Source organism: Parabacteroides sp. TM07-1AC, from assembly GCF_003480915.1.
GTDB classification, from domain to species: domain Bacteria; phylum Bacteroidota; class Bacteroidia; order Bacteroidales; family Tannerellaceae; genus Parabacteroides; species Parabacteroides chongii.
In genome coordinates this window covers 363,587-382,927 of sequence record NZ_QUKD01000003.1, presented here as the reverse complement: position 1 = coordinate 382,927, position 19,341 = coordinate 363,587, and the positions used below count along the sequence as shown (strand labels likewise).

Genomic DNA, 19,341 nt, shown 5'->3' with positions numbered 1-19,341 from the left:
CAACTATCTTGAAACGCGTCCTGATCCGTCCCCTTCCATCAGTTTTTCCACTTCGTCGACAGTTACCTGGTTGAAATCACCGTAGATGGTATGTTTCAGGCAGGAAGCGGCAACAGCGAAGTCGAGTGCTTTCTGGTCGTCCGTCGTATAAGTAAGCAGACCGTAGATCAGACCGCCCATGAAAGAGTCGCCGCCGCCAACACGGTCAACGATATGTGTAATGTCGTAACGGCGTGACTGGTACAATTTACCGTCAGCATATAAAACGCCCCCCCACGTATTATGGTTGGCATTGATAGAACCACGTAATGTGATGATCACTTTCTTTGCGCGCGGGAATTTAGCCATCAACTGTGTACATACCGATTCAAATTCAGCAGCATTTACTTCACCGGCTGTCTGTGCCACGTCAAATCCTTCCGGTTTGATACCGAACACTTTTTCCGCATCCTCTTCATTACCCAGGATAACGTCGCATCCGGCAACCAGTGCCGGCATTATTTCGGAAGCTGTTTTTCCGTACTTCCATAAATTTTTACGGTAATTGATATCGCAGGATACAGGTACACCCAGTTTGTTGGCAGCCTGTATTGCTTCCAGACAAGCATCGGCAGCACCTTGTGAGATTGCCGGCGTGATACCCGTCCAGTGGAACCAGGAAGCATCTTTCAATACTTCTTCCCAGTTGATCATTCCCGGCTGTATTTCAGCAATAGAAGAATGTGCACGATCGTAGACAACCTTGCTGGCACGTGCTACGGCTCCTGTTTCCAGGAAATAGATACCCAGGCGGTCACCCCCATAAACAATGTTCGAAGTGCCTACACCATATTTGCGCAAATCCATTACACAAGCGCGTGCAATATCGTTTTTCGGTAAACGGGTGACAAACTCTGTTGGGATGCCATAATTGGCTAAGGATACGGCAACATTCGCTTCGCCGCCGCCAAAGGTGGCATTCAATTGATTACTCTGACTAAAACGGAGATAGTCTGGTGTGGCCAGTCTAAGCATTATCTCTCCAAAGGTGATTACTTTTTTATCCATGGCATAAACTTTTATATTCCAGTGCAAAAGTAGTAGATTATATTTAATATCCTACTAAGTGTGTGCGAAAACATTTGCACAAAATGGAATAAAAAAGGCGATGGCTTGATTCTTTTGTCAGTCGCTAATTTATTTCAGAAGACCGTAGAGAAGCATGTAAATACTTGTATGCTGTGTTAAGGGGCATTATTCCGTTTAAAACGAGCCTCAACTTCGTTTAAAACGAGTAAAATCTGGTTTAAAACGGACTTTACCCCCGTTTAAAACGAAATATCGCTCGTTTTAAACCAGATTTGCCCTGCTATTTGGAATTGATCCAGGTTAGCTTGTGCCAGAGGCCTTCCAGAGGTCCTTGTTTATGGCCTTTCAGCCACCATTTACAGAAACTTACCTGCAACAAGAACAGTACGAAGCCGATCAACAGGCTGACGGTGTATCCGCAATAAGGAGCCAGGTATAATCCAAAAGGAAAATAGATAATAGCTCCCAAGATAGATTGAGAGATATAGTTTGTCAAACTCATCTTACCGTAAAAGCGTAATCCTGCTGTGAGTTTCTTGAATGATTCTTTCTGATAGAGCAGTACAAAAGAGGCAACCAATACGGCTGTGAAAGCAAATTTCTGCCACATATCGAGGATGACACCTACCGTTTGTTTTATCATAACGGCATCGCTGTTGTCATAAAGCATTACTTTCAGCTGGTAAAGCGGGCAGAACAGGATGGCAGAAATGATGAGTGCTTTTACCCAGAAACGGGTATTGTTGTCGGAAGTGACAAACAGTTGTTTTCTGCCGATCAGTAATCCCAACATAAACAGTCCGGCTGTTTGCAGGAAACGTCCGGCGCCGATTGCCCAGAACAAACTTGCCTTCTGCCCCAGCGTTACATTGCCCCAGATGAAATTCCAGAAATTTCCTTCTTTGGTATATTCGGCCACTTCATTATACATGGCACCTACGCCCAGGTTGGGTAAGGTATATTCCGGATTGAACAGGCTGGCGATGTAATGGAACCATTCGACAGGTTGCAGTAGCAGGATTACTGCTGCGATCAATACGGCTTTGTCATTCCATTTGCGAACGAGGAAAAGGAATAATCCTACAACGCAGAATAACAATAACACATCACCCGCCGGGAAAAAGGCAGCGTTTAGTGTCGCGAAACCTGCCAGCAGAAGTAAACGCCAGAGGAAACGGTACCCGAAGTCTTTTCCTTTTCTTAATTGGTTAGTGTATTGAATGTAAAATGTGAAACCGAATAACAGGGAAAAGATGGCATAGGCTTTTCCTGCAAAAAGAGAGAAGATGATGCTGAATACGCCTTCGTCCAGAATATTCAGCCACTCCGGTTGACTGGCGGGATCGGGATAAACCGGAAAAATGAAATGTTCCAGGTTATGAACGAGAATAATTGCCAGCACAGCGAAACCGCGCAGAGCGTCTACCACTTCGATACGTGGAATTTTAGTAAGGGTTGTTTGTTGCATACTATATTATTTTATGATTTTGCGTTTAACCAAGCTACTTTTTGTTCTGATTTATGCGGTTGTCCGATAATATCGGCATAGAGTTCGGGGCGGCGTGCATTTCTGTAGCGGTATCCTCCTGCTTGTTCCAGCTTTTCCGGTATGATCGTGGCAATGGCATAATCATTACCTAACTTCCGGCATTCGGCTATTATGTCGCCGAATGGATCTATTATCATGGAACAACCGTTCTTGATCTCGTTGTAGTCCTTTCCTATCGGATTTGAAAAGACTGCATATATGGCATTATCGTAGGCACGTGCCGGAAGCCATTTCATCAGCCATGTTCTACCTTTCAAACCGTCGAATTCCTGTCGCAACGAGGTCGGGTCATTTTCCCTGTTTTCCCATAGGGAAGGATCGACCAACCCGGCTCCGGGGCGCGGGGAAGGTGTGCACATGGTTACATGGGGCATGAATATAATATCTGCCCCAAGCAGGGCTGTAGCCCTTACATTCTCTACGATGTTATTGTCGTAGCATATTAATATACCGCATTTCCAGCCGTGGATGTCGAATACGACATATCGGTCTCCCGGTAAGATATTAGGGTTGATGAACGGATGGAGTTTTCTGTATTTAGCTTTTAAACCGTCTTTATCGACACAGATATGTGCTTTATAGATACGGTCGGATTCATCGCGTTCGAAGAAACCGGCAAGTATAGTCACATGAGTTTCCCTGGCAATGCTGATCAATGCCTGTGTACTTTCTCCGGACGGAATGGGTTCGGCAATGGCGAGTAATTCTTCGCGCGACAGTTCTTTGGCGAATGTATACCCGCAAACGGAACATTCATGAAAGGCGACAACGTCTGCTCCTTCGGCAGAAGCTTTCAGGCAGATGTCTCGTATGGAAGATAGGTTAGCCGCTTTGTTATTGTCATAGGTTTCAAACTGGGCTGTTGCAATTTTTAATGGATTCATGGTCTTATGATTGAATTGATGATCGAATTGCAAAAGTATTGAATTTTTGAAGAGTACCTTTGCTCATGTGATTATTTTTTGTCGTTGAATTTATCATATGATAATTTTTATCCGGTTTTGACCAGCTAATTTTGCCCTGCAAAATAGAAATATTAGGTTATGAAACAATTTGTTTTTTTGTTTCTGGCAATTGTGCTGGAAGTGGTAGGAACGAGCGGACTGAAAGCCTCCGATCAGTTTACAAAGTTGTTGCCGTCGGTTATAACGGTGGTTTCGTATGTTTGTGCTTTTTATTTTCTAGGGTTGACGCTCAAGACGCTTCCTGTCGGAATAGCCTATGCTATTTGGTCGGGAGCCGGAGTTGTTTTAATATCCCTTATCGGATTGGTTTTGTTTAAGCAATCACTGGATTGGCCTGCTATTACCGGATTAGGACTGATCATTGCAGGGGTTATAATCATTAATCTGTTTTCAAAGTCGGTTTCTCATTGAGGATATGTTGTTTGGGCTGATAATGTCTGAACCCTGATCGTTTTTTCAAACTTTCAGGGTTCAGGTTCTCTTTTTTCAGGTTATAGCAAATAGATGCGGTTGTTTATTTGGCAGGATGAATGTCCAGCTTTACCGGATGGATCATATTCTCCGGACTTAAAATCGTATCCAGTTGTTCTTTTGTCAGGATGCCGTGATCCAGTACCAGTTGGTACACGCTTTTACCTGTTTCCAATGCTTCTTTGGCTATTTTAGTGGAATTTTTATAACCGATAACAGGATTTAAGGCTGTCACTACGCCGATGCTGTGATGCACTTCGTCGATACAATGTTCGGCATTGGCAACGATACCTTCCACACAAAGGGTACGTAGTGTTTCAAAGCCGTTCATAAGCAATTCGGCTGACTCGAAACAGCATTGTGCCATAACCGGCTCCATCGCATTCAGTTCCATTTGGGCAGCTTCGCCCGCCATTGTCACACAAAGTTCGTTGCCGATCACCTTGTAAGCGATCTGGTTCATAACTTCCGGGATAACCGGATTCACCTTGCCCGGCATGATGGAAGAACCCGGTTGCATAGCCGGCAGATTGAACTCACCCAGCCCGCAGCGCGGACCGCTTGCCAGCAGACGAAGGTCGTTACATATCTTATTTATTTTGACAGCTACACGTTTCATGGCAGCGGCATAGCCTACCAGGCAGGAGGTATCGGAAGTTGCACCGACCAGGTCGGCTGACAGTTTGATATCCCATCCGGTGATTTGACGCAGGGCTTCGATGCATTTTTCAGCATATCCCGGTTCTGCACAAATACCTGTACCGATGGCCGTCGCTCCCATATTGACAGTCAGGAAATCGTTCGCTGCATGATCCAGGTGAGCGATCTCATCCTGCAGGATGCTGGCAAAACCGTTGAATGTCTGTCCCAAAGTCATTGGAACGGCATCTTCCAGTTGAGTACGTCCCATTTTGATGATATGGGCAAATTCTTCTCCTTTTTTGCGGAAAGAAGCGATCAGTGCTTCCAAATAAGGAAGTAACTGCAGATGCATAGCATACATACCCAGGTGGATGGCTGTCGGATAGGCATCGTTGGTCGATTGCGAACGGTTCACATGATCGTTGGGTGAGCAGTAGGTGTATTCTCCCCGCTGATGTCCCATGATTTCAAGGGCACGGTTGGCAATGACTTCGTTGGCGTTCATGTTGGTGGTCGTACCGGCACCTCCCTGGATCATGTCGACCGGGAATTGCTCATGGTGTTGTCCGTCCAATATTTCGCGGCAAGCCTGCATGATGGCGCGGTATTGTTCGTCAGTTAGCAGTCCCAAGGCATAGTTAGCCTCGGCAGCTGCCATTTTGGTGATCGCCAGTCCGTTGATAAATAACGGATATTCGTTGAGGTGGAATTTGCTGATGGAAAAATTCTCGATCCCTCTGAGTGTCTGTACGCCGTATAATGCTTCGGCGGGTATTTCCCGTGCGCCGATCAGATCACTCTCGGTGCGGGTTTTGCCTGTAAATTCAGTATTCATGTCCAATGCTGTTGTTTTTTGTTTACGCAACAAAGATATGGAATGTCATTTTGAAATCAAAAAATGTTTTGATGTATTTAAAAAATGTCAATCATTTTATTTTTGGTAAGTGTCATTTATGTGTTTTGTGATAAAATGATATTATTTTCTATATCTGCATATATCGTCTACCGAAACAACCGTCATGTCATGCTGTGTGGCGAAGCGGATGATTTCAGGTAGTCGGGCCATTGTACCATCCTCGTTGGTGAGTTCGCATAAAACAGCCGTATCGCCTAATCCGGCCAGTTTGACCAGGTCGACACTACCTTCTGTATGTCCTCTTCTCTCCAGTACTCCGTTCTTTTGGGCTTGTAGAGGGAAAACATGTCCCGGGTGTGACAAGTCTTCCGGTTTGGCATTGGGAGCAATGGCTGTTTTGATCGTTTGTATTCTGTCAGCTGCCGAGACACCGGTGGTGACTCCTTCTTTGGCTTCTATCGAAATGGTGAATGCGGTCTGATTCTTACTTGTGTTGTCTTTTACCATCTGATGCAATCCGAGCGAGTCGCATTTTTCAGGTGTCAGACAAAGACAGACGATGCCGCTGCATTCGCGGATCATTAATGCCATATCTTTTACTGTCATTTTTTCTGCAGAGTAAATAATGTCACCTTCATTTTCCCTGTCTTCATCATCGACAAGTAAGATACCCTTGCCTGCTTGTAAATAACTGATTGCTTTTTCTACACGTTCTTTGTAGTCAACGCCGAAATCTTTAATAGTTTTCATTTTCAAACCCTGTATTAAAATAATTGTTTATAATAGGGCATTACAACAGGGCTGGAAAGTATTATATATAACGCACTCCCGCATATATGAATATGCCGGTATATATTATATGGTAGATAATGCTTCTTCTCTCATCCAGACTTTAACTGTCGGTTCCGGAATTACACCAGATCAGTCCCCTGTAACACAGAGGAGTCGCGGACTGTCACCGCCGGTAGGGAATTACGCCCTGCCCCGAAGAATACTCACCACAAAAGTAGCAAGAATTAGGAAATGTGCGAATATGAAACGGTTAAAAAAGTTTGAATTCTGATTTAAATATCGATTTGAGTATGGAAGAATATTTTGCCGAAGCTATTTTGCTGATACTTACATGGTCCCCTTGAATGTTGATGTTTGTGTGGAATGAGAAGCATTGTGAAAATATCTCTAGTTCTGAAAGAACTCTGTCCTTGCATCGGTGTATTTGTATACAGGGTTCCTGTTTTATTTCATTGAGCTTATAAATTGTAAGGTATGATATCAATTTCTTGATTTATTTTTAGAACATTCTGCACATACACCTATTCCATTTGTTAAAATTGAACCATGTCACCATATTTTTATATAATTAAATCATGTTTAAGTGAATATTTTAATATATTTGTCTCGACTAAACAGAGTTCTTTCAGAACTAGATAAAAAACAACAAGCAAATGAGAATAAAAAGTACGCCAAATTTCATAGTATGAGAATGAATATAAGTGATCATACGCAGGACTGACGCCCTTTTTATAAAAGATGTATTCTTTAAATTATAACTTTATGTTGAAAAAAACTAAATTAGTAAGTCTAATGCTACTGGCGGGAGCTTTAACTGTTCCCGTAGGAGTTTCTGCGGATATAACGCCGGAGAGACCGTCAGTAAGTCTGGCCCAACAAAATGGGAAGGTCACATGTGTGGTAGAGGATTCATTCGGCCCTGTGGTCGGAGCTTCAGTTATTATTAAAGGAACAACCAACGGAAATGTGACCGACATGGATGGTAAGGTTGTACTGGAAGATGTAAAGAAAGGAGATGTTATCCAGATTTCATACATCGGATATGCAACACAGGAAATTGCGTATACAGGACAACCTTCAGTCTCTGTAAAACTAAAGGAAGACTCACAAGCTTTGGAAGAAGTGGTTGTCGTAGGATACGGCACACAGAAAAAAGAGAATTTGACTGGTGCTGTAGCGCAGGTTGCAGGCGATGTTTTGGAAAACCGTCCTATTACGAATGTGGGACAAGGGCTGCAGGGGGTTGTACCCAACTTGAATGTAACGATGAGTAAAGGAGGGGCTCCGGGAAGTAGTTCCGATTTTAATATTCGTGGTAATAACTCTATTAATGGCGGTAGTCCACTGGTGTTGGTAGATAATGTTCAAATGGATGCTAACCTTGTTAATCCGGATGATATTGCCTCTATTTCTGTTTTAAAGGATGCTGCATCTGCCGCTATCTATGGCGCTCGTGCTGCTTATGGCGTTATCCTGATTACGACAAAGAAAGGTAAAAGTGAACAAAAGCCTCAGATTTCCGTATCTGCAAGCGGTTATTGGCAAAGTCCGGCATTGAGGATGCATAATATTAACTCTCTGGATTATCTGGAAATGAGAGATATTGCAGCTGCAAATAGTGGAATGAGTTCTTTGATCACTCCGGGACAGTTGGATTATGTAAAGGCTTATATGAACGGTTCTTACAAATATCCGGAATATTTCGATCAATCGCAAAATCAAAGTAGATGGCTTTATTGTGGTAACACAGACTGGTTTAATGAGTTGTACAAAACAAGCTTTTCACAACAATACAACGTTAATATCAGTGGCGGAGATTCAAAAACCACATATTATGGTTCTGTTGGTTTTGCAGACCAGAATGGTATTTTGAAGACTGCTGATGATAATTACAAGAAATTTAATGCCACATTGAATCTTTCTTCACAATTGACAAAATGGCTGCAGGTAAGTGCTAAAATCACAGATAACTATTCTACGGAGGATCACCCTATTACTAACTCTACGGCGGGAATTGATGCTTATGGTGGTATGTTGAAAAATGACTTAAGCCCGTTGATGCCTGTACGTTTCGGGCATACCGGCAGGCTGGTTTACAGTCCTGGTGCGGCTGCTATTAATGATTCCGGTTTAGGTATCCAGACTTCAGGCGATTATGTTTATGAAGATGAGGGTGTTAATAACTACTCCGGACAAAACGGAAACACGAATCCAGCTGCTGTCGGAGATTTAGGAGGCTATACGAAATATAAAGTCAACGATATATGGTTAACTGGTGCCGTGAAGCTTACCCCGTTAGAAGGGTTGGTTATTAATGCTGATTATACATATAATATATATAGCAAGAATTCTTCAGAGGTTCAGCGGACATTTACTGATTATACAGCAGTTGCCGGAACTGAAGCCCTTTATGGTTGGACAAAGCCGAGTTATGCCAATTATACGACCAATGAAGATTATTACTATGCTTTCAACGCATTTGCAGAATATACCAAATCATTCTTGGATAATACGCATAATTTCAAAATTATGGCAGGTTATAACCAGGAGAAAAAGTCTAACAAAAAATATAATGCTAAACGCACAAACCTGATTGTTGAAGACATTCCTGACTTGGATTTGGCTACAGGTGAACAGAGTATGTCTTCCGAAGATACCTATTGGGCTATTAATGGTTTCTTCTTCCGTCTTAACTACAACTATAAACAACGTTATCTGCTTGAAGTAAACGGACGTTATGACGGTTCATCCAAGTTTGCTAAAGATCATCGTTATGCTTTCTTTCCATCTGTTTCTGCTGCATGGCGTATTTCAGAAGAAAACTTCTGGCAACCGTTGAAAGGTTGGTGGAATGACATGAAGATTCGTGGATCCTACGGTTCTTTAGGAAATCAGGTTATGGGTGATTTGGGTAATTTCCCATATTTAGCAACTTATGGAACAAATTCATCTTATAATTATTTGATCAACGGTTCCAAACCCGTTATTGTAAAAGCTCCGGGGCTTGTTGCTTCTGATTTTACCTGGGAGACTGTTACTCAAATGGACTTTGGTTTTGATGCTTCATTTTTAAGTAATCGTTTGACCGGATCATTTGACTGGTACCGTCGTAATACGAAAGATATGTTGGTAGCAGGAGCAACTTTACCCGCAACGCTGGGAGCGAGTGTTCCTAAAAGCAATTCTGCTGATATGAAGACGATTGGATGGGAACTTTCTTTAGGATGGAACGACCGGTTAGAAAACGGACTCTCTTATTGGGTAAAAGGTGTTTTATCTGACTATCAGGCAACAATTACCAAGTATGCTGGAAATGATGCTGGTTTCTATTCACAGAGCGATAATGATGGAAAGTATTATGTAGGACAGAAGATCGGTGAAATCTGGGGGTATCATTCAAATGGTCTTTTCCAATCGGATGCTGAAGCAGCTGCAGCAGACCAAAGTGAGCTTTATGCAGGTAAATGGGGTGCCGGTGATGTAAAATACGAAGATTTGGATGGTGATGGTAAAATAACAAAAGGTGAGGAAACAATCTATAATCCCGGTGATAAGAGTATTATAGGTAATAAAACACCTCGTTATCAGTTTGGGCTTACTGTCGGGTTTGATTATAAGAATTTTGATTTTGAAATGTTCTGGCAAGGAACAGGAAAGCGTGATTACATGCTGAGTGGCGCTCAGTTCTGGGGTTTCACCAGCCAATGGGATGTTCCGTATACTCCGGCTTTGGATTATTGGACTGAGACGAATACGAACGCTTATTTCCCAAGACCGGGATGGCAAAATGGCGGTAACAGGGTGACAAGCGATCGTTATTTGCAAAGTGCAGCTTATGGACGTTTGAAGAATTTGACGGTAGGTTATACAATCCCGAAGAATCTGACAGCCAAATGGGGTATTTCTCGTCTGAGGTTATATGTAACAGGAGAGAACTTGCTGACTATCACTCCGCTGAATGATGCATTCGACCCTGAGACTTTGGGTGGTTTGACATACCCGATTAACAGAAAAGTTGCAATTGGATTAAATTTAACACTGTAAAAACAAGAGAAGACAATGAAAACTAAATATATTTTATTAGGATTAAGTCTTGGATTATTGGGAGGATTTACGGCTTGTGACGTGACGGATCTCAATCCTAAAGACAGTATTACTGATAATAGCTATTGGAATACGGTAAGTGACCTGGAAAATTATGCCAAAGGCTTTTACATGAATTTGACAGGAAAGGGATTAAGGTCAGACGGAACTGAAAATCTGGATGATTTAACGACTCTTGATGAAAGATGTGACAACCGTTTAACCGCTTCTCCCGACCAGTGGCTGTTTAATGAATGGGTTATACCTTCTGAAGCGAATTTCGATTCAAAATGGTACTGGAATAATATTCGTAACCTGAACTATTTTATGACTCGTTATCAACGGGTAAATGCTTCTGAATCTGAAGTGAATCCGGTTGTTGCCGTAGTCCGCTTTTTCCGTGCTTTTGACTATTTCGATAAGATTAAAACATTTGGAGATGTTCCCTGGTATGATAAGGATTTGACAACTGCAGATACCGATGAATTGTATAAGGCCCGTGACGACCGTGACTTGGTATTGGGGAAAATTATCGAAGATTTGGAATTTGCAATCGAATGGCTGCCGGAGAAAAGTGCGGCAGAGGTAGGAGCTTTACATAAGGATGCTGCCCGTACATTCTTGGCTCGTGTTTGTTTGCATTACGGTACATATAAAAAATATCATAATGTTTCGACTTCTCCTACTTCTCAGGAGTTATTGCAAAAAGCAGCAACTCTCGCTAAAGAGGTTATGGATAGTGGACTTTATGATATTGTACAAGGGTCGGATGCCGGAGCAAACCAATCTGCGTTTGCCAATTATCCTTTGTATTATGCCAACCAGTTTACACAGGAGGATTTAACAAGCAATAAAGAATGTATTTTGGCCCGTGTTTTTGAAGCCGATGTATTGACTCACAATCTTGCTCGTGGCGGAGGTGCCGGCCTTTCTAAAGATTTTGCAGAATCGTTCCTTTGTACGGACGGTTTACCTATTGCAAATAGTCAGGAGTATAAAGGTGACGAAACACTGGATGATGAAATGACAAATCGCGATCCTCGTATGTATCAGATTATAGACAGTAAGTTCCGTCCATATACAGTGAAAAGTAATGGTATGCGTGTGGTAAATACCGGTATCAATGATAAGAAAGAATTCAGTGGCTCTGAAGAGCCGGGGGCTACTGTTCATTCTGCACCGGGATTGACTGGTACATCTACAGGCTATTCACCTATTAAACTGGTTTCGGCAAGTCAGAGTCAGCAGGATGCTGTTAAGACTTCTTCTTATGATTGGTTTGTTTTCCGCTATGCAGAAATCCTGTTGATTTACGCTGAAGCAAAATGTGAATTGAGCGAGTGTACACAAGCTGTTTTAGATGAAACGATCAATAAATTGCGTGACCGTGTTAATATGAAACATCTGATTGTCTCTCCGGTTGCTGATTTGGATCCGGTTGATTACGGATATTCAATAACTCCGCTGTTGTATGAAATTCGTCGTGAACGTCGTATCGAGTTGGCATTAGAAGGTTTCCGTTATGACGATATTATGCGTTGGAATGCGATGAAATTGTTTGAAAATCCCAAAACATATTTGGGTATGCGTGTTACGGATAAAGTAAAAGAATTATATCAACCTGAAGTATTCGAAGGAGCAACAGCTCGTGATTTACTCGAATATAATGGTAAAACTTATATCCGCATGTATTCAGGTAAAAGTCTGAGCGAAGCAGGTCGTAAATGGACTACGAATGATAAGCGTTTATATTATCCGGTTCCGACAAGCCAGATTACATTATCTGCAAGTTACGGTTCTCTTCTGAAGCAGAATCCGGGCTGGGAATAACAGGTAGTTATTAACTGATAAAAACAGGGGATGGGAACATATCTGTCCCCTGTTCTTATTATTTCCTTATTATGAAATTATCCGATATGAAATATAAGAACCTGACATCCGGATTTATCTTGTTCTTTTTGCAAGTTATAGTCTTATTTTATGTATTCCGTTTCCTGTATCCTTTTAAGGAACAATTTCAAATGTTTCAGTTTACGGGTCAGTATGCTGCTGCAACATGGAAGCAAGCTGGCGGTGTGGCTCTTTATCTCTCGGAATTTCTTTCACAGTTTTATATTATTATAGGGATAGGTCCCGTTATTACAGCCTTTCTTTTGACTTTGGTCGCTATAGTCTCTTCATTGATTCTGAAAAAAATAAGTATTCGGAATGATTTGCCTGTTGTTTTCTTTCTTCCCTGGCTCTCTTTGCTGATCATGCACCTTGACTACGACTATTTGGAACAGGGAACGATAGCTTATTTGTTTTTGTTACTTTTTTTATGGATATATGTAAACTTATCCCCTCGTATCCGACTTGTTTACGGTCTATGTATAATACCTCTCCTTTATCTGATCGCCGGACCGATTACTCATTTATTTGCTGTTTCCGCTCTCCTTTTAGAGTTTCTGACCAATGGAACAAAGAAATATATTTGTATCATTTACCTGCCGGTAGCCGTTCTTTCTGCTGTTGGAGGTTGCTATTTAGGGTATAGTACGAATATCTCAATGGCTTTTTTTCCGGATGCTTACTATAATCCGCAGGTCCATAATTCACAGATTTGTTATTCCTGGTATGCTCTTCCGGCAGCCATGTTATTGGCTGCTTTTTTGAAAAAGTATCACTCTCCCGTATCTTTTAAAGGGAAATGTTGGTGGGAAGGTTTTCAATGGGCGATTATTTTTTTATTAGGTTATGAAAGTATCATCCATTTCGGAAAAATAGATGCTCTCGACCAGTTTCAGCAAGACTATTATGTCCGTACCGGGCAATGGGGTAAGATCATATCCGGTTTTGACCAAACAGTTTTGTCAAAAAGGCGTATGTGTAATTTGAATTTGGCACTGGCGCAGACGGGACAATTATCGGAACGATTATTCGATTATCCGCAGGGAGGGATAGAGACATTGATGTTACGTTGGGATCAGTCGGTGTTTACGGCTGAATTACATAGTGATCTGTATTATTGTATGGGGATTATCAGTACTTCCCAGAAATTTGCTTTTGAGGCGTTGGTCAGTTCTCGCCCTTCTGGTAATCCACGGATGTTGAAGAGATTGGTGGAAACAAATATTATAACAGGAGCTTATCCGGTAGCGGAAAAATATATCCGACTGCTCGAAAATACCTGGTATTATAAAGAGTGGGCTTCTTCTTACCGTCGTTTTCTGCAGAACGACCAGGCGGTAGAACAAGATCCTGTTTTAGGGTTAAAGCGTCGTTGTTGGAAGGCTGAGGCTGCTATTCCTGAATTATATACAGATCCGGTCAGTACGTTGACACATCTTGTGCCGGCTTGTCCGGATAATAAAAGTGGTTTACAATATCTGACATCATTCCTGTTACTGAATAAAGATATTGGTACATATATGGTTTTGCAGGAATCTCTTTTCAGGACTCCTGCGTGGCCTGAAATGACTGACAGCCAGCAGGAGGCTGTGGTGATTTGTCGTCCTGACGATCCGCGCTTCTGGTTGGAACATGGAGTGAGTGTAAAAGTAAGGAATCAGGCGCTGGCTTTTATGCAGAAAGTAAAAGAGGGAACCCGTTTCGGACAGAACCCGGCAGTAGTACTGGCTCCCGAGTTTGGAAAGACTTACTGGTTTTATTATATGTTTAATACAATGGATAAATGAAACAATTGTTATATTTTCTGTTTGCTATATTGTTATCAGGGGGATGTTCTCCTGATCGGCCGCCTGTCGTTTCCGTTCAGATCGATGAATTGCCGGATATTTATCCGGATTATGTGGGGGTGACAATCCCTGCGACAATAGCTCCGCTGAATTTTTCTGTCCGGGGATACGGGAAGGTTTGTACGGTTTTTCAGACGGAAGGATGTTTGTTTTCTGTCTATACGTCGAACGGATCACTTTCTATACCCGATGCGAAGTGGAAGAAGCTGCTGGCTGTGGGTAAAGGAAAACAGGTAGATATCTCTGTCTTGGTGGAAGATGCGGGGAAATGGAAAGCTTTTCGTACTTTCCATATATACGTATCGGCAGACCCGATCGATCCTTATATCGCTTATCGCCTGATCGATCCGGGTTATCAGTTGTGGGGAAGTATGGGTATCTATCAGCGGGAACTGTGTTCTTTTGAACAAGATCCTATTTTGGAAAACCGTTTGACGGATAGCAATTGTATGAATTGCCATTCGTTCTGTAATCAGGATCCGGATAAGATGTTGCTCCATATTCGTGCTAAATATGGGTGTACGGTGTTAGTCGACGGTGAGAAAATAGAGACATTGGATACGAAAACTGAAAATACGATATCAGCGTTGGTTTATCCGTCCTGGCACCCGTCGGGGAAATATGTCGCTTTTTCTGTGAATAATACGACGCAGGATACGCATCCGGTCCACCGTACAGAGGTCTACGACAAAGCTTCCGATGTGGTTGTTTACGATGTGGAGAAACGGACCGTTCTGACAGCCGGGTTTTTATTCTCGAAGAATTGTTTTGAGACATTCCCGACTTTTTCGCCGGACGGGAAATCTCTTTATTTTTGTTCAGCTCCGGCTGTCCGGGTACCGGAAGGATTGAAAGAACTCCGTTACAGTCTTTGCCGTATCTCGTTCGATCCGAAAAGGGGAACATTCGGATCTGCGGTCGATACGGTTTATCAGGCGGAAACGGAGCAACGGAGTATTTTGTTCCCGCGTGTTTCACCGGATGGAAAGTATCTGCTTTGTACGACTACTTCTTACGGAACATTTCCGATTTGGCATAAGGATGCGGATCTTTGCATGTTTGACCTGGACACGGGCAGACAAGTCCCGACGGAGGATGTGAACAGTCCGGATACGGACAGCTACCATTCCTGGTCGTCCAACAGTAAATGGGTCGTGTTCAGCAGTCGCCGGTTGGATGGTTTGTATACACGCCCTTTTATAGCCCATGTGGATGAGGGCGGTATTCTTTCGAAACCGTTCCTTTTGCCACAGGAATCTGCCGATTATTATACATTCCTTACCAAGTCGTATAATATTCCGGAATTTGTCAAAGGGAAAGTGAAAATGGACATGTACCGATTGGATTCCCGAATCAAAGAAGGTAAGAATTGTAAAGTCTCTTTTATGGGGAAATAACTAAGAAACGATTAAAACAGGATAATATGGAAATGAAAAACATGCTGATTCTCGGCCTATGCGCTTGTTCGCTTCTGGCTTGTCAGGAAGTGGCTCCTCCTGCTCCGGTTCTACCTGTTCCGACACCGGAACAGATCGAATGGCAGAAAATGGAAAATTATGCTTTTGTACATTTCGGGCTGAATACTTTCAATGACCTGGAATGGGGATATGGAAATACGCCTGCCGAAACATTCGATCCGACTGACCTCGATTGTGAACAATGGGTGCGTGTCATTCAGGCGGCAGGTCTGAAAGGCGTGATCCTGACAGCTAAACATCATGACGGTTTTTGTTTATGGCCGACTAAAACAGTCGATTATAATATCTCTCATTCTCCTTATAAAGAAGGAAAAGGAGATATGGTGCGCGAATTATCGGATGCTTGCAAAAAGTATGGTCTGAAGTTCGGACTTTACCTCTCGCCCTGGGATCGCCACAATGCGGAGTATGGACAAGAAGGTTATCAAAAAACTTATCATGAGCAGATCAATGAATTGATCTCTAATTACGGTCCTTTGTTCGAGTTTTGGTTTGACGGAGCGAATGGCGGTAATGGCTGGTATGGTGGTGCCGACGAAAGCCGTTCTATTAATCCGAAAGAATATTACGGGTATGAGATTGCTCGGCAGATGATTAAGGCGAAACATCCGGGCGCAATGATATTCGGCGGTACGGTGCCTGATATCCGTTGGATCGGCAACGAGTCTGGTTGGGCAGGCGAAACGAACTGGGCTCCTTATTCATTGGAAAAAGAAACTCATTATACACAGAATCAATGGGGTATGAAGGATGGTAACCAATGGCTTCCGGGAGAATGTGATGTGTCGATTCGTCCGGGATGGTTCTATCATCATCGGGAAGACCATCAGGTTCGTACTGTACCGAATTTGGTGGACCTCTATTACCGGAGTGTAGGTCATAACGCCAATTTCCTGTTGAATTTTCCCGTGGCTTTGAATGGACAGATTCATTCGGTGGACTCGGCACGTGCGGTTGACTGGTCTCATGCGATAAAGGCTGAGCTGAACAAAAATTTGTTGGAAGGAATTAGAGCTAAAGCCAGTGAGGAACGTGGCAGTGCTTATAGATCTACAAATACAACGGATGATAATTGGGATTCTTATTGGGCTACCTCCGATGGCGTAACAACGGGTACATTAACATTCCCATTGCCGGCAGGAACCTTGTTGAATCGAGTATTGATTCAGGAATATATCCCGTTGGGGCAACGTGTCTGTTCTTTTACACTGGATGTGGAAAAGGATGGAAAGTGGCAGCCGGTAGAGACTACAGATACGTTGTCAACGATAGGTTACAAACGGATTGTTCGTTTCAAGACAACGGAAGCAGATGCGTTACGTATCAGTTTCACCGAGGCGAAAGGGCCGTTGTGCATTAATAATGTGGAGGCATTTCTGGCTCCTCCGCTACTGGAGCAGCCAATGATTGTACGGAATGCCCAAAATGAGGTTTCCATTCGTGTGGAGAGTGAAGGGGTTGATATGCATTATACGACGGACGGATCGGAACCTACTGTTCAGTCTGCGAAATATAAAGCTCCGTTTATCCTGGATAAAAAAGGAACGGTCAAGGCTGTAACCTATGATCCCCAATCCGGTAAAACAGGACCTGTCGGGATACGTTATTTCGATCTTCCTGCCTCAGATTACAACGTGTTGAATCCCACGGATGATCATACGGCTTTACTTTTTGACGGGAACGGCTACTCGACCTGTTATTTGCCTGAAGGTAAAAATGAATTGGTCATAAAACTGAGAGACCCTCATGTTATAAAAGGATTTGTCTATACCCCCAATCAGGGACGTGATGCTAATGGACATATCTCTGATTATCAGTTACTGGTGGACGGAAAAGTGGTTGCTTCCGGAGAATTTTCCAATATAAAGCATAACCCGATCGAACAGGAAATACGTTTTGAGCCGGTAAGAGGTCAGAATTTGGTTTTTAAGGCGACACGAATAGTGGATAATGCTAAACGTGTTGGGATTGCTGAGTTTTCCGTCATTACGGAAGACTAGAGTATTCAACATAATTGATGGTGACAGCAAGTACCTGTGAAGGCGCTTGCTGTTTTTTTATATCTTTGTACAAGTCTATAAAAATAACTTATTATGAATCATCATTGTAACAAATGCCCTTTGCGGGCGAAGTATGAAAGAAGTCCTAAATCTTTGATAGGACGCTTTTGGCGTTGGCATATTAATTTCTGCCCGGGATGGAAAGCTTATTTTACTTCCTTAAACGTAGAAGAGCAACAAACCTTACGTGATAAGTATAATTTCACGAAACACAGCTGAACATGATAACAAACATTCGTTTGCGGAGCCAGCAACTGATAAAACCTGAGTTTAAGGATCCAAAGGAATTGGTTACCTGGATGGGAGCTGTTCAGGCGCAAGACTATCGGATGGTCAGATGGGCATTGGGTGTCCGGCTGAAATCCGGTTCGTTAAAGACTGTAGAGGATGCGTTTCAGAAAGGAGAGATCCTTCGTACCCATGTGATGCGTCCGACCTGGCATATGGTCGCGTCTGAAGATATCCGCTGGATGTTGAAGTTGTCTTCGCGAAGGATTATAACTGCCTGCAATACCTTTGCCAAAGGAAACGGGATAAATATATCGGAAGAACTTTATTCAAGAGCGAATGATCATTTTATAAAGATATTGGCAGGGAATAACCATCTGACAAAACAGGAGTTAGGAGAAGAGATGGTCAATTCCGGTATTATCTCTGATGCTGAATGTATAGGATATTTGCTGACACGGGCTGAACAGGAAGCCATTGTTTGTAGTGGGGCGGATAAAGGAGGGAAAGCAACCTATGCTTTGCTGGCGGAACGTGCTCCTATGGCTAAAGAGTTACCCAGGGAAGAGTCGATTGCTTTATTGGCAAGAAGATACTTCAGTAGTCATTCACCAGCCAGCCTGAATGATTTTATCTGGTGGTCGGGATTGTCGGCGACGGAAGCACGCCAGGCAATCGGACTTATCGATTCGGAATTGATAAAGGATAAATTCGCTTCACAGGAGCTATTTATCCATCAGAATTGGGATAAACGATTTAAAGGCTGTGAAGTATTACATTTTCTGCCTCCTTTCGATGAATATCTGATTAGCTATAAAGACCGTACGGCAGCCATGGACAAAGAACATCACCCAAAGGCTTTCAACAACTACGGTACTTTCTATCCGGTGATTCTATATAACGGAAAGATTGTCGGAAACTGGAAAAAAGTAATGAAGAAAGGTGAAGTGAAATGCGAGACATCTTTCTTTGTCGACTGTCCGGAGTTGGATGAGAAGCTGCTTGAAAAGGCTGAAAGCAGATATAAAGATTGGGGGAAACTTTGATTTCTCTGCTGGGATATAAAAAAAGACGTAAGTATTTTCTTCTGAAAACGTAAGTGTTTCTCGAAAAAGGTCGGCATGTTTTTCTAACGGGTAGGCACCGATTCGTCAATGAGTAGGCACCCGTTCTCTATTCCCTGCCTACTCGCAAATGTTTTGCCTCCACCGGTGTCACTATAGCTTTCTGATGAGTTTGGCTATTGATATTCATATTGTCAAGAGGTGACGCCAAAAAATATTCGGCGTCACCTCTTGACAATATGAATATCAATTCGTAATGGTTGTTACACTGGAAGGTGACGCCATTATAATGAAATTTTCTCCAGATCATCCGGTACAAACACATTCCCTGAGAAATGCTATTAAAAA

The 19,341-nt window shown here is 42.7% G+C and carries 12 protein-coding genes and 1 riboswitch; of the genes, 7 read left to right on the top strand and 5 right to left on the bottom strand.

Annotated features, from left to right (window positions below):
* Positions 1 to 3 precede the first annotated feature (3 nt).
* The 3 genes from DXD68_RS09255 to DXD68_RS09245 all read right to left on the bottom strand — a co-directional run bounded on the left by DXD68_RS09255 (position 4) and on the right by DXD68_RS09245 (position 3,501).
* Positions 4 to 1,047 (bottom strand): sugar kinase, encoded by a 1,044-nt coding sequence (locus tag DXD68_RS09255; RefSeq protein WP_122361359.1) that lies wholly within the window; start codon positions 1,045 to 1,047, stop codon positions 4 to 6.
* A 301-nt stretch (positions 1,048 to 1,348) separates the two neighbouring features.
* Positions 1,349 to 2,536 carry a DUF418 domain-containing protein gene (locus tag DXD68_RS09250; protein ID WP_122361358.1) on the bottom strand — a complete coding sequence of 396 codons (1,188 nt, stop codon included), beginning with the start codon at positions 2,534 to 2,536 and terminating at the stop codon, positions 1,349 to 1,351.
* A gap of 11 nt (positions 2,537 to 2,547) precedes the next feature.
* On the bottom strand, positions 2,548 to 3,501 hold the full coding sequence (locus DXD68_RS09245) for a nitrilase family protein (protein ID WP_122361459.1): 954 nt from the start codon (positions 3,499 to 3,501) through the stop codon (positions 2,548 to 2,550).
* 159 nt (positions 3,502 to 3,660) lie between these two features.
* Here DXD68_RS09245 and DXD68_RS09240 point away from each other — a divergent pair, with 159 nt between their 5' ends.
* Positions 3,661 to 3,993 (top strand): DMT family transporter, encoded by a 333-nt coding sequence (locus DXD68_RS09240; RefSeq protein ID WP_122361357.1) that lies wholly within the window; start codon positions 3,661 to 3,663, stop codon positions 3,991 to 3,993.
* A gap of 103 nt (positions 3,994 to 4,096) precedes the next feature.
* On the opposite strand, the gene DXD68_RS09235 is transcribed toward DXD68_RS09240, so the two are convergent.
* Positions 4,097 to 5,530: an aspartate ammonia-lyase gene (locus DXD68_RS09235; RefSeq protein ID WP_122361356.1), complete on the bottom strand. Its 1,434-nt coding sequence runs from the start codon at positions 5,528 to 5,530 to the stop codon at positions 4,097 to 4,099.
* A gap of 141 nt (positions 5,531 to 5,671) precedes the next feature.
* The gene (gene ribB, locus DXD68_RS09230; protein WP_122361355.1) at positions 5,672 to 6,301 is read right to left on the bottom strand and encodes a 3,4-dihydroxy-2-butanone-4-phosphate synthase; all 630 of its coding nucleotides are present in this window, start codon (positions 6,299 to 6,301) and stop codon (positions 5,672 to 5,674) included.
* Between the two features lie 119 nt (positions 6,302 to 6,420).
* A riboswitch (FMN riboswitch) is annotated at positions 6,421 to 6,547 on the bottom strand.
* A 558-nt stretch (positions 6,548 to 7,105) separates the two neighbouring features.
* Between ribB and DXD68_RS09225 the strand changes: the two genes are divergently transcribed.
* The 6 genes from DXD68_RS09225 to DXD68_RS09195 all read left to right on the top strand — a co-directional run bounded on the left by DXD68_RS09225 (position 7,106) and on the right by DXD68_RS09195 (position 18,975).
* Positions 7,106 to 10,387 carry a SusC/RagA family TonB-linked outer membrane protein gene (locus tag DXD68_RS09225; RefSeq protein WP_122361458.1) on the top strand — a complete coding sequence of 1,094 codons (3,282 nt, stop codon included), beginning with the start codon at positions 7,106 to 7,108 and terminating at the stop codon, positions 10,385 to 10,387.
* 15 nt (positions 10,388 to 10,402) lie between these two features.
* Positions 10,403 to 12,256 carry a RagB/SusD family nutrient uptake outer membrane protein gene (locus DXD68_RS09220; protein WP_122361354.1) on the top strand — a complete coding sequence of 618 codons (1,854 nt, stop codon included), beginning with the start codon at positions 10,403 to 10,405 and terminating at the stop codon, positions 12,254 to 12,256.
* Positions 12,257 to 12,342: 86 nt separating this feature from the next.
* Positions 12,343 to 14,103: a DUF6057 family protein gene (locus tag DXD68_RS09215; RefSeq protein WP_122361457.1), complete on the top strand. Its 1,761-nt coding sequence runs from the start codon at positions 12,343 to 12,345 to the stop codon at positions 14,101 to 14,103.
* A complete protein-coding gene (locus DXD68_RS09210) occupies positions 14,100 to 15,560 on the top strand; it encodes a TolB family protein (protein WP_122361353.1) in 1,461 nt (486 codons plus the stop codon). The genes DXD68_RS09215 and DXD68_RS09210 overlap by 4 nt, the downstream gene beginning before the upstream one ends.
* A 26-nt stretch (positions 15,561 to 15,586) precedes the next feature.
* Positions 15,587 to 17,641: an alpha-L-fucosidase gene (locus DXD68_RS09205; protein WP_122361352.1), complete on the top strand. Its 2,055-nt coding sequence runs from the start codon at positions 15,587 to 15,589 to the stop codon at positions 17,639 to 17,641.
* A gap of 281 nt (positions 17,642 to 17,922) precedes the next feature.
* Entirely contained in the window at positions 17,923 to 18,975 is a 1,053-nt protein-coding gene (locus DXD68_RS09195; protein ID WP_122361350.1) for a winged helix DNA-binding domain-containing protein, read from the top strand.
* Positions 18,976 to 19,341: the final 366 nt, after the last annotated feature.

Coding starts and splice junctions, on each gene's coding strand:
- DXD68_RS09255 (WP_122361359.1), bottom strand. CDS start 1,047: ATGGATAAAAAAGTAATCACCTTTGGAGAGATAATGCTTAGACTGGCC.
- DXD68_RS09250 (WP_122361358.1), bottom strand. CDS start 2,536: ATGCAACAAACAACCCTTACTAAAATTCCACGTATCGAAGTGGTAGAC.
- DXD68_RS09245 (WP_122361459.1), bottom strand. CDS start 3,501: ATGAATCCATTAAAAATTGCAACAGCCCAGTTTGAAACCTATGACAAT.
- DXD68_RS09240 (WP_122361357.1), top strand. CDS start 3,661: ATGAAACAATTTGTTTTTTTGTTTCTGGCAATTGTGCTGGAAGTGGTA.
- DXD68_RS09235 (WP_122361356.1), bottom strand. CDS start 5,530: ATGAATACTGAATTTACAGGCAAAACCCGCACCGAGAGTGATCTGATC.
- ribB (WP_122361355.1), bottom strand. CDS start 6,301: ATGAAAACTATTAAAGATTTCGGCGTTGACTACAAAGAACGTGTAGAA.
- DXD68_RS09225 (WP_122361458.1), top strand. CDS start 7,106: ATGTTGAAAAAAACTAAATTAGTAAGTCTAATGCTACTGGCGGGAGCT.
- DXD68_RS09220 (WP_122361354.1), top strand. CDS start 10,403: ATGAAAACTAAATATATTTTATTAGGATTAAGTCTTGGATTATTGGGA.
- DXD68_RS09215 (WP_122361457.1), top strand. CDS start 12,343: ATGAAATATAAGAACCTGACATCCGGATTTATCTTGTTCTTTTTGCAA.
- DXD68_RS09210 (WP_122361353.1), top strand. CDS start 14,100: ATGAAACAATTGTTATATTTTCTGTTTGCTATATTGTTATCAGGGGGA.
- DXD68_RS09205 (WP_122361352.1), top strand. CDS start 15,587: ATGGAAATGAAAAACATGCTGATTCTCGGCCTATGCGCTTGTTCGCTT.
- DXD68_RS09195 (WP_122361350.1), top strand. CDS start 17,923: ATGATAACAAACATTCGTTTGCGGAGCCAGCAACTGATAAAACCTGAG.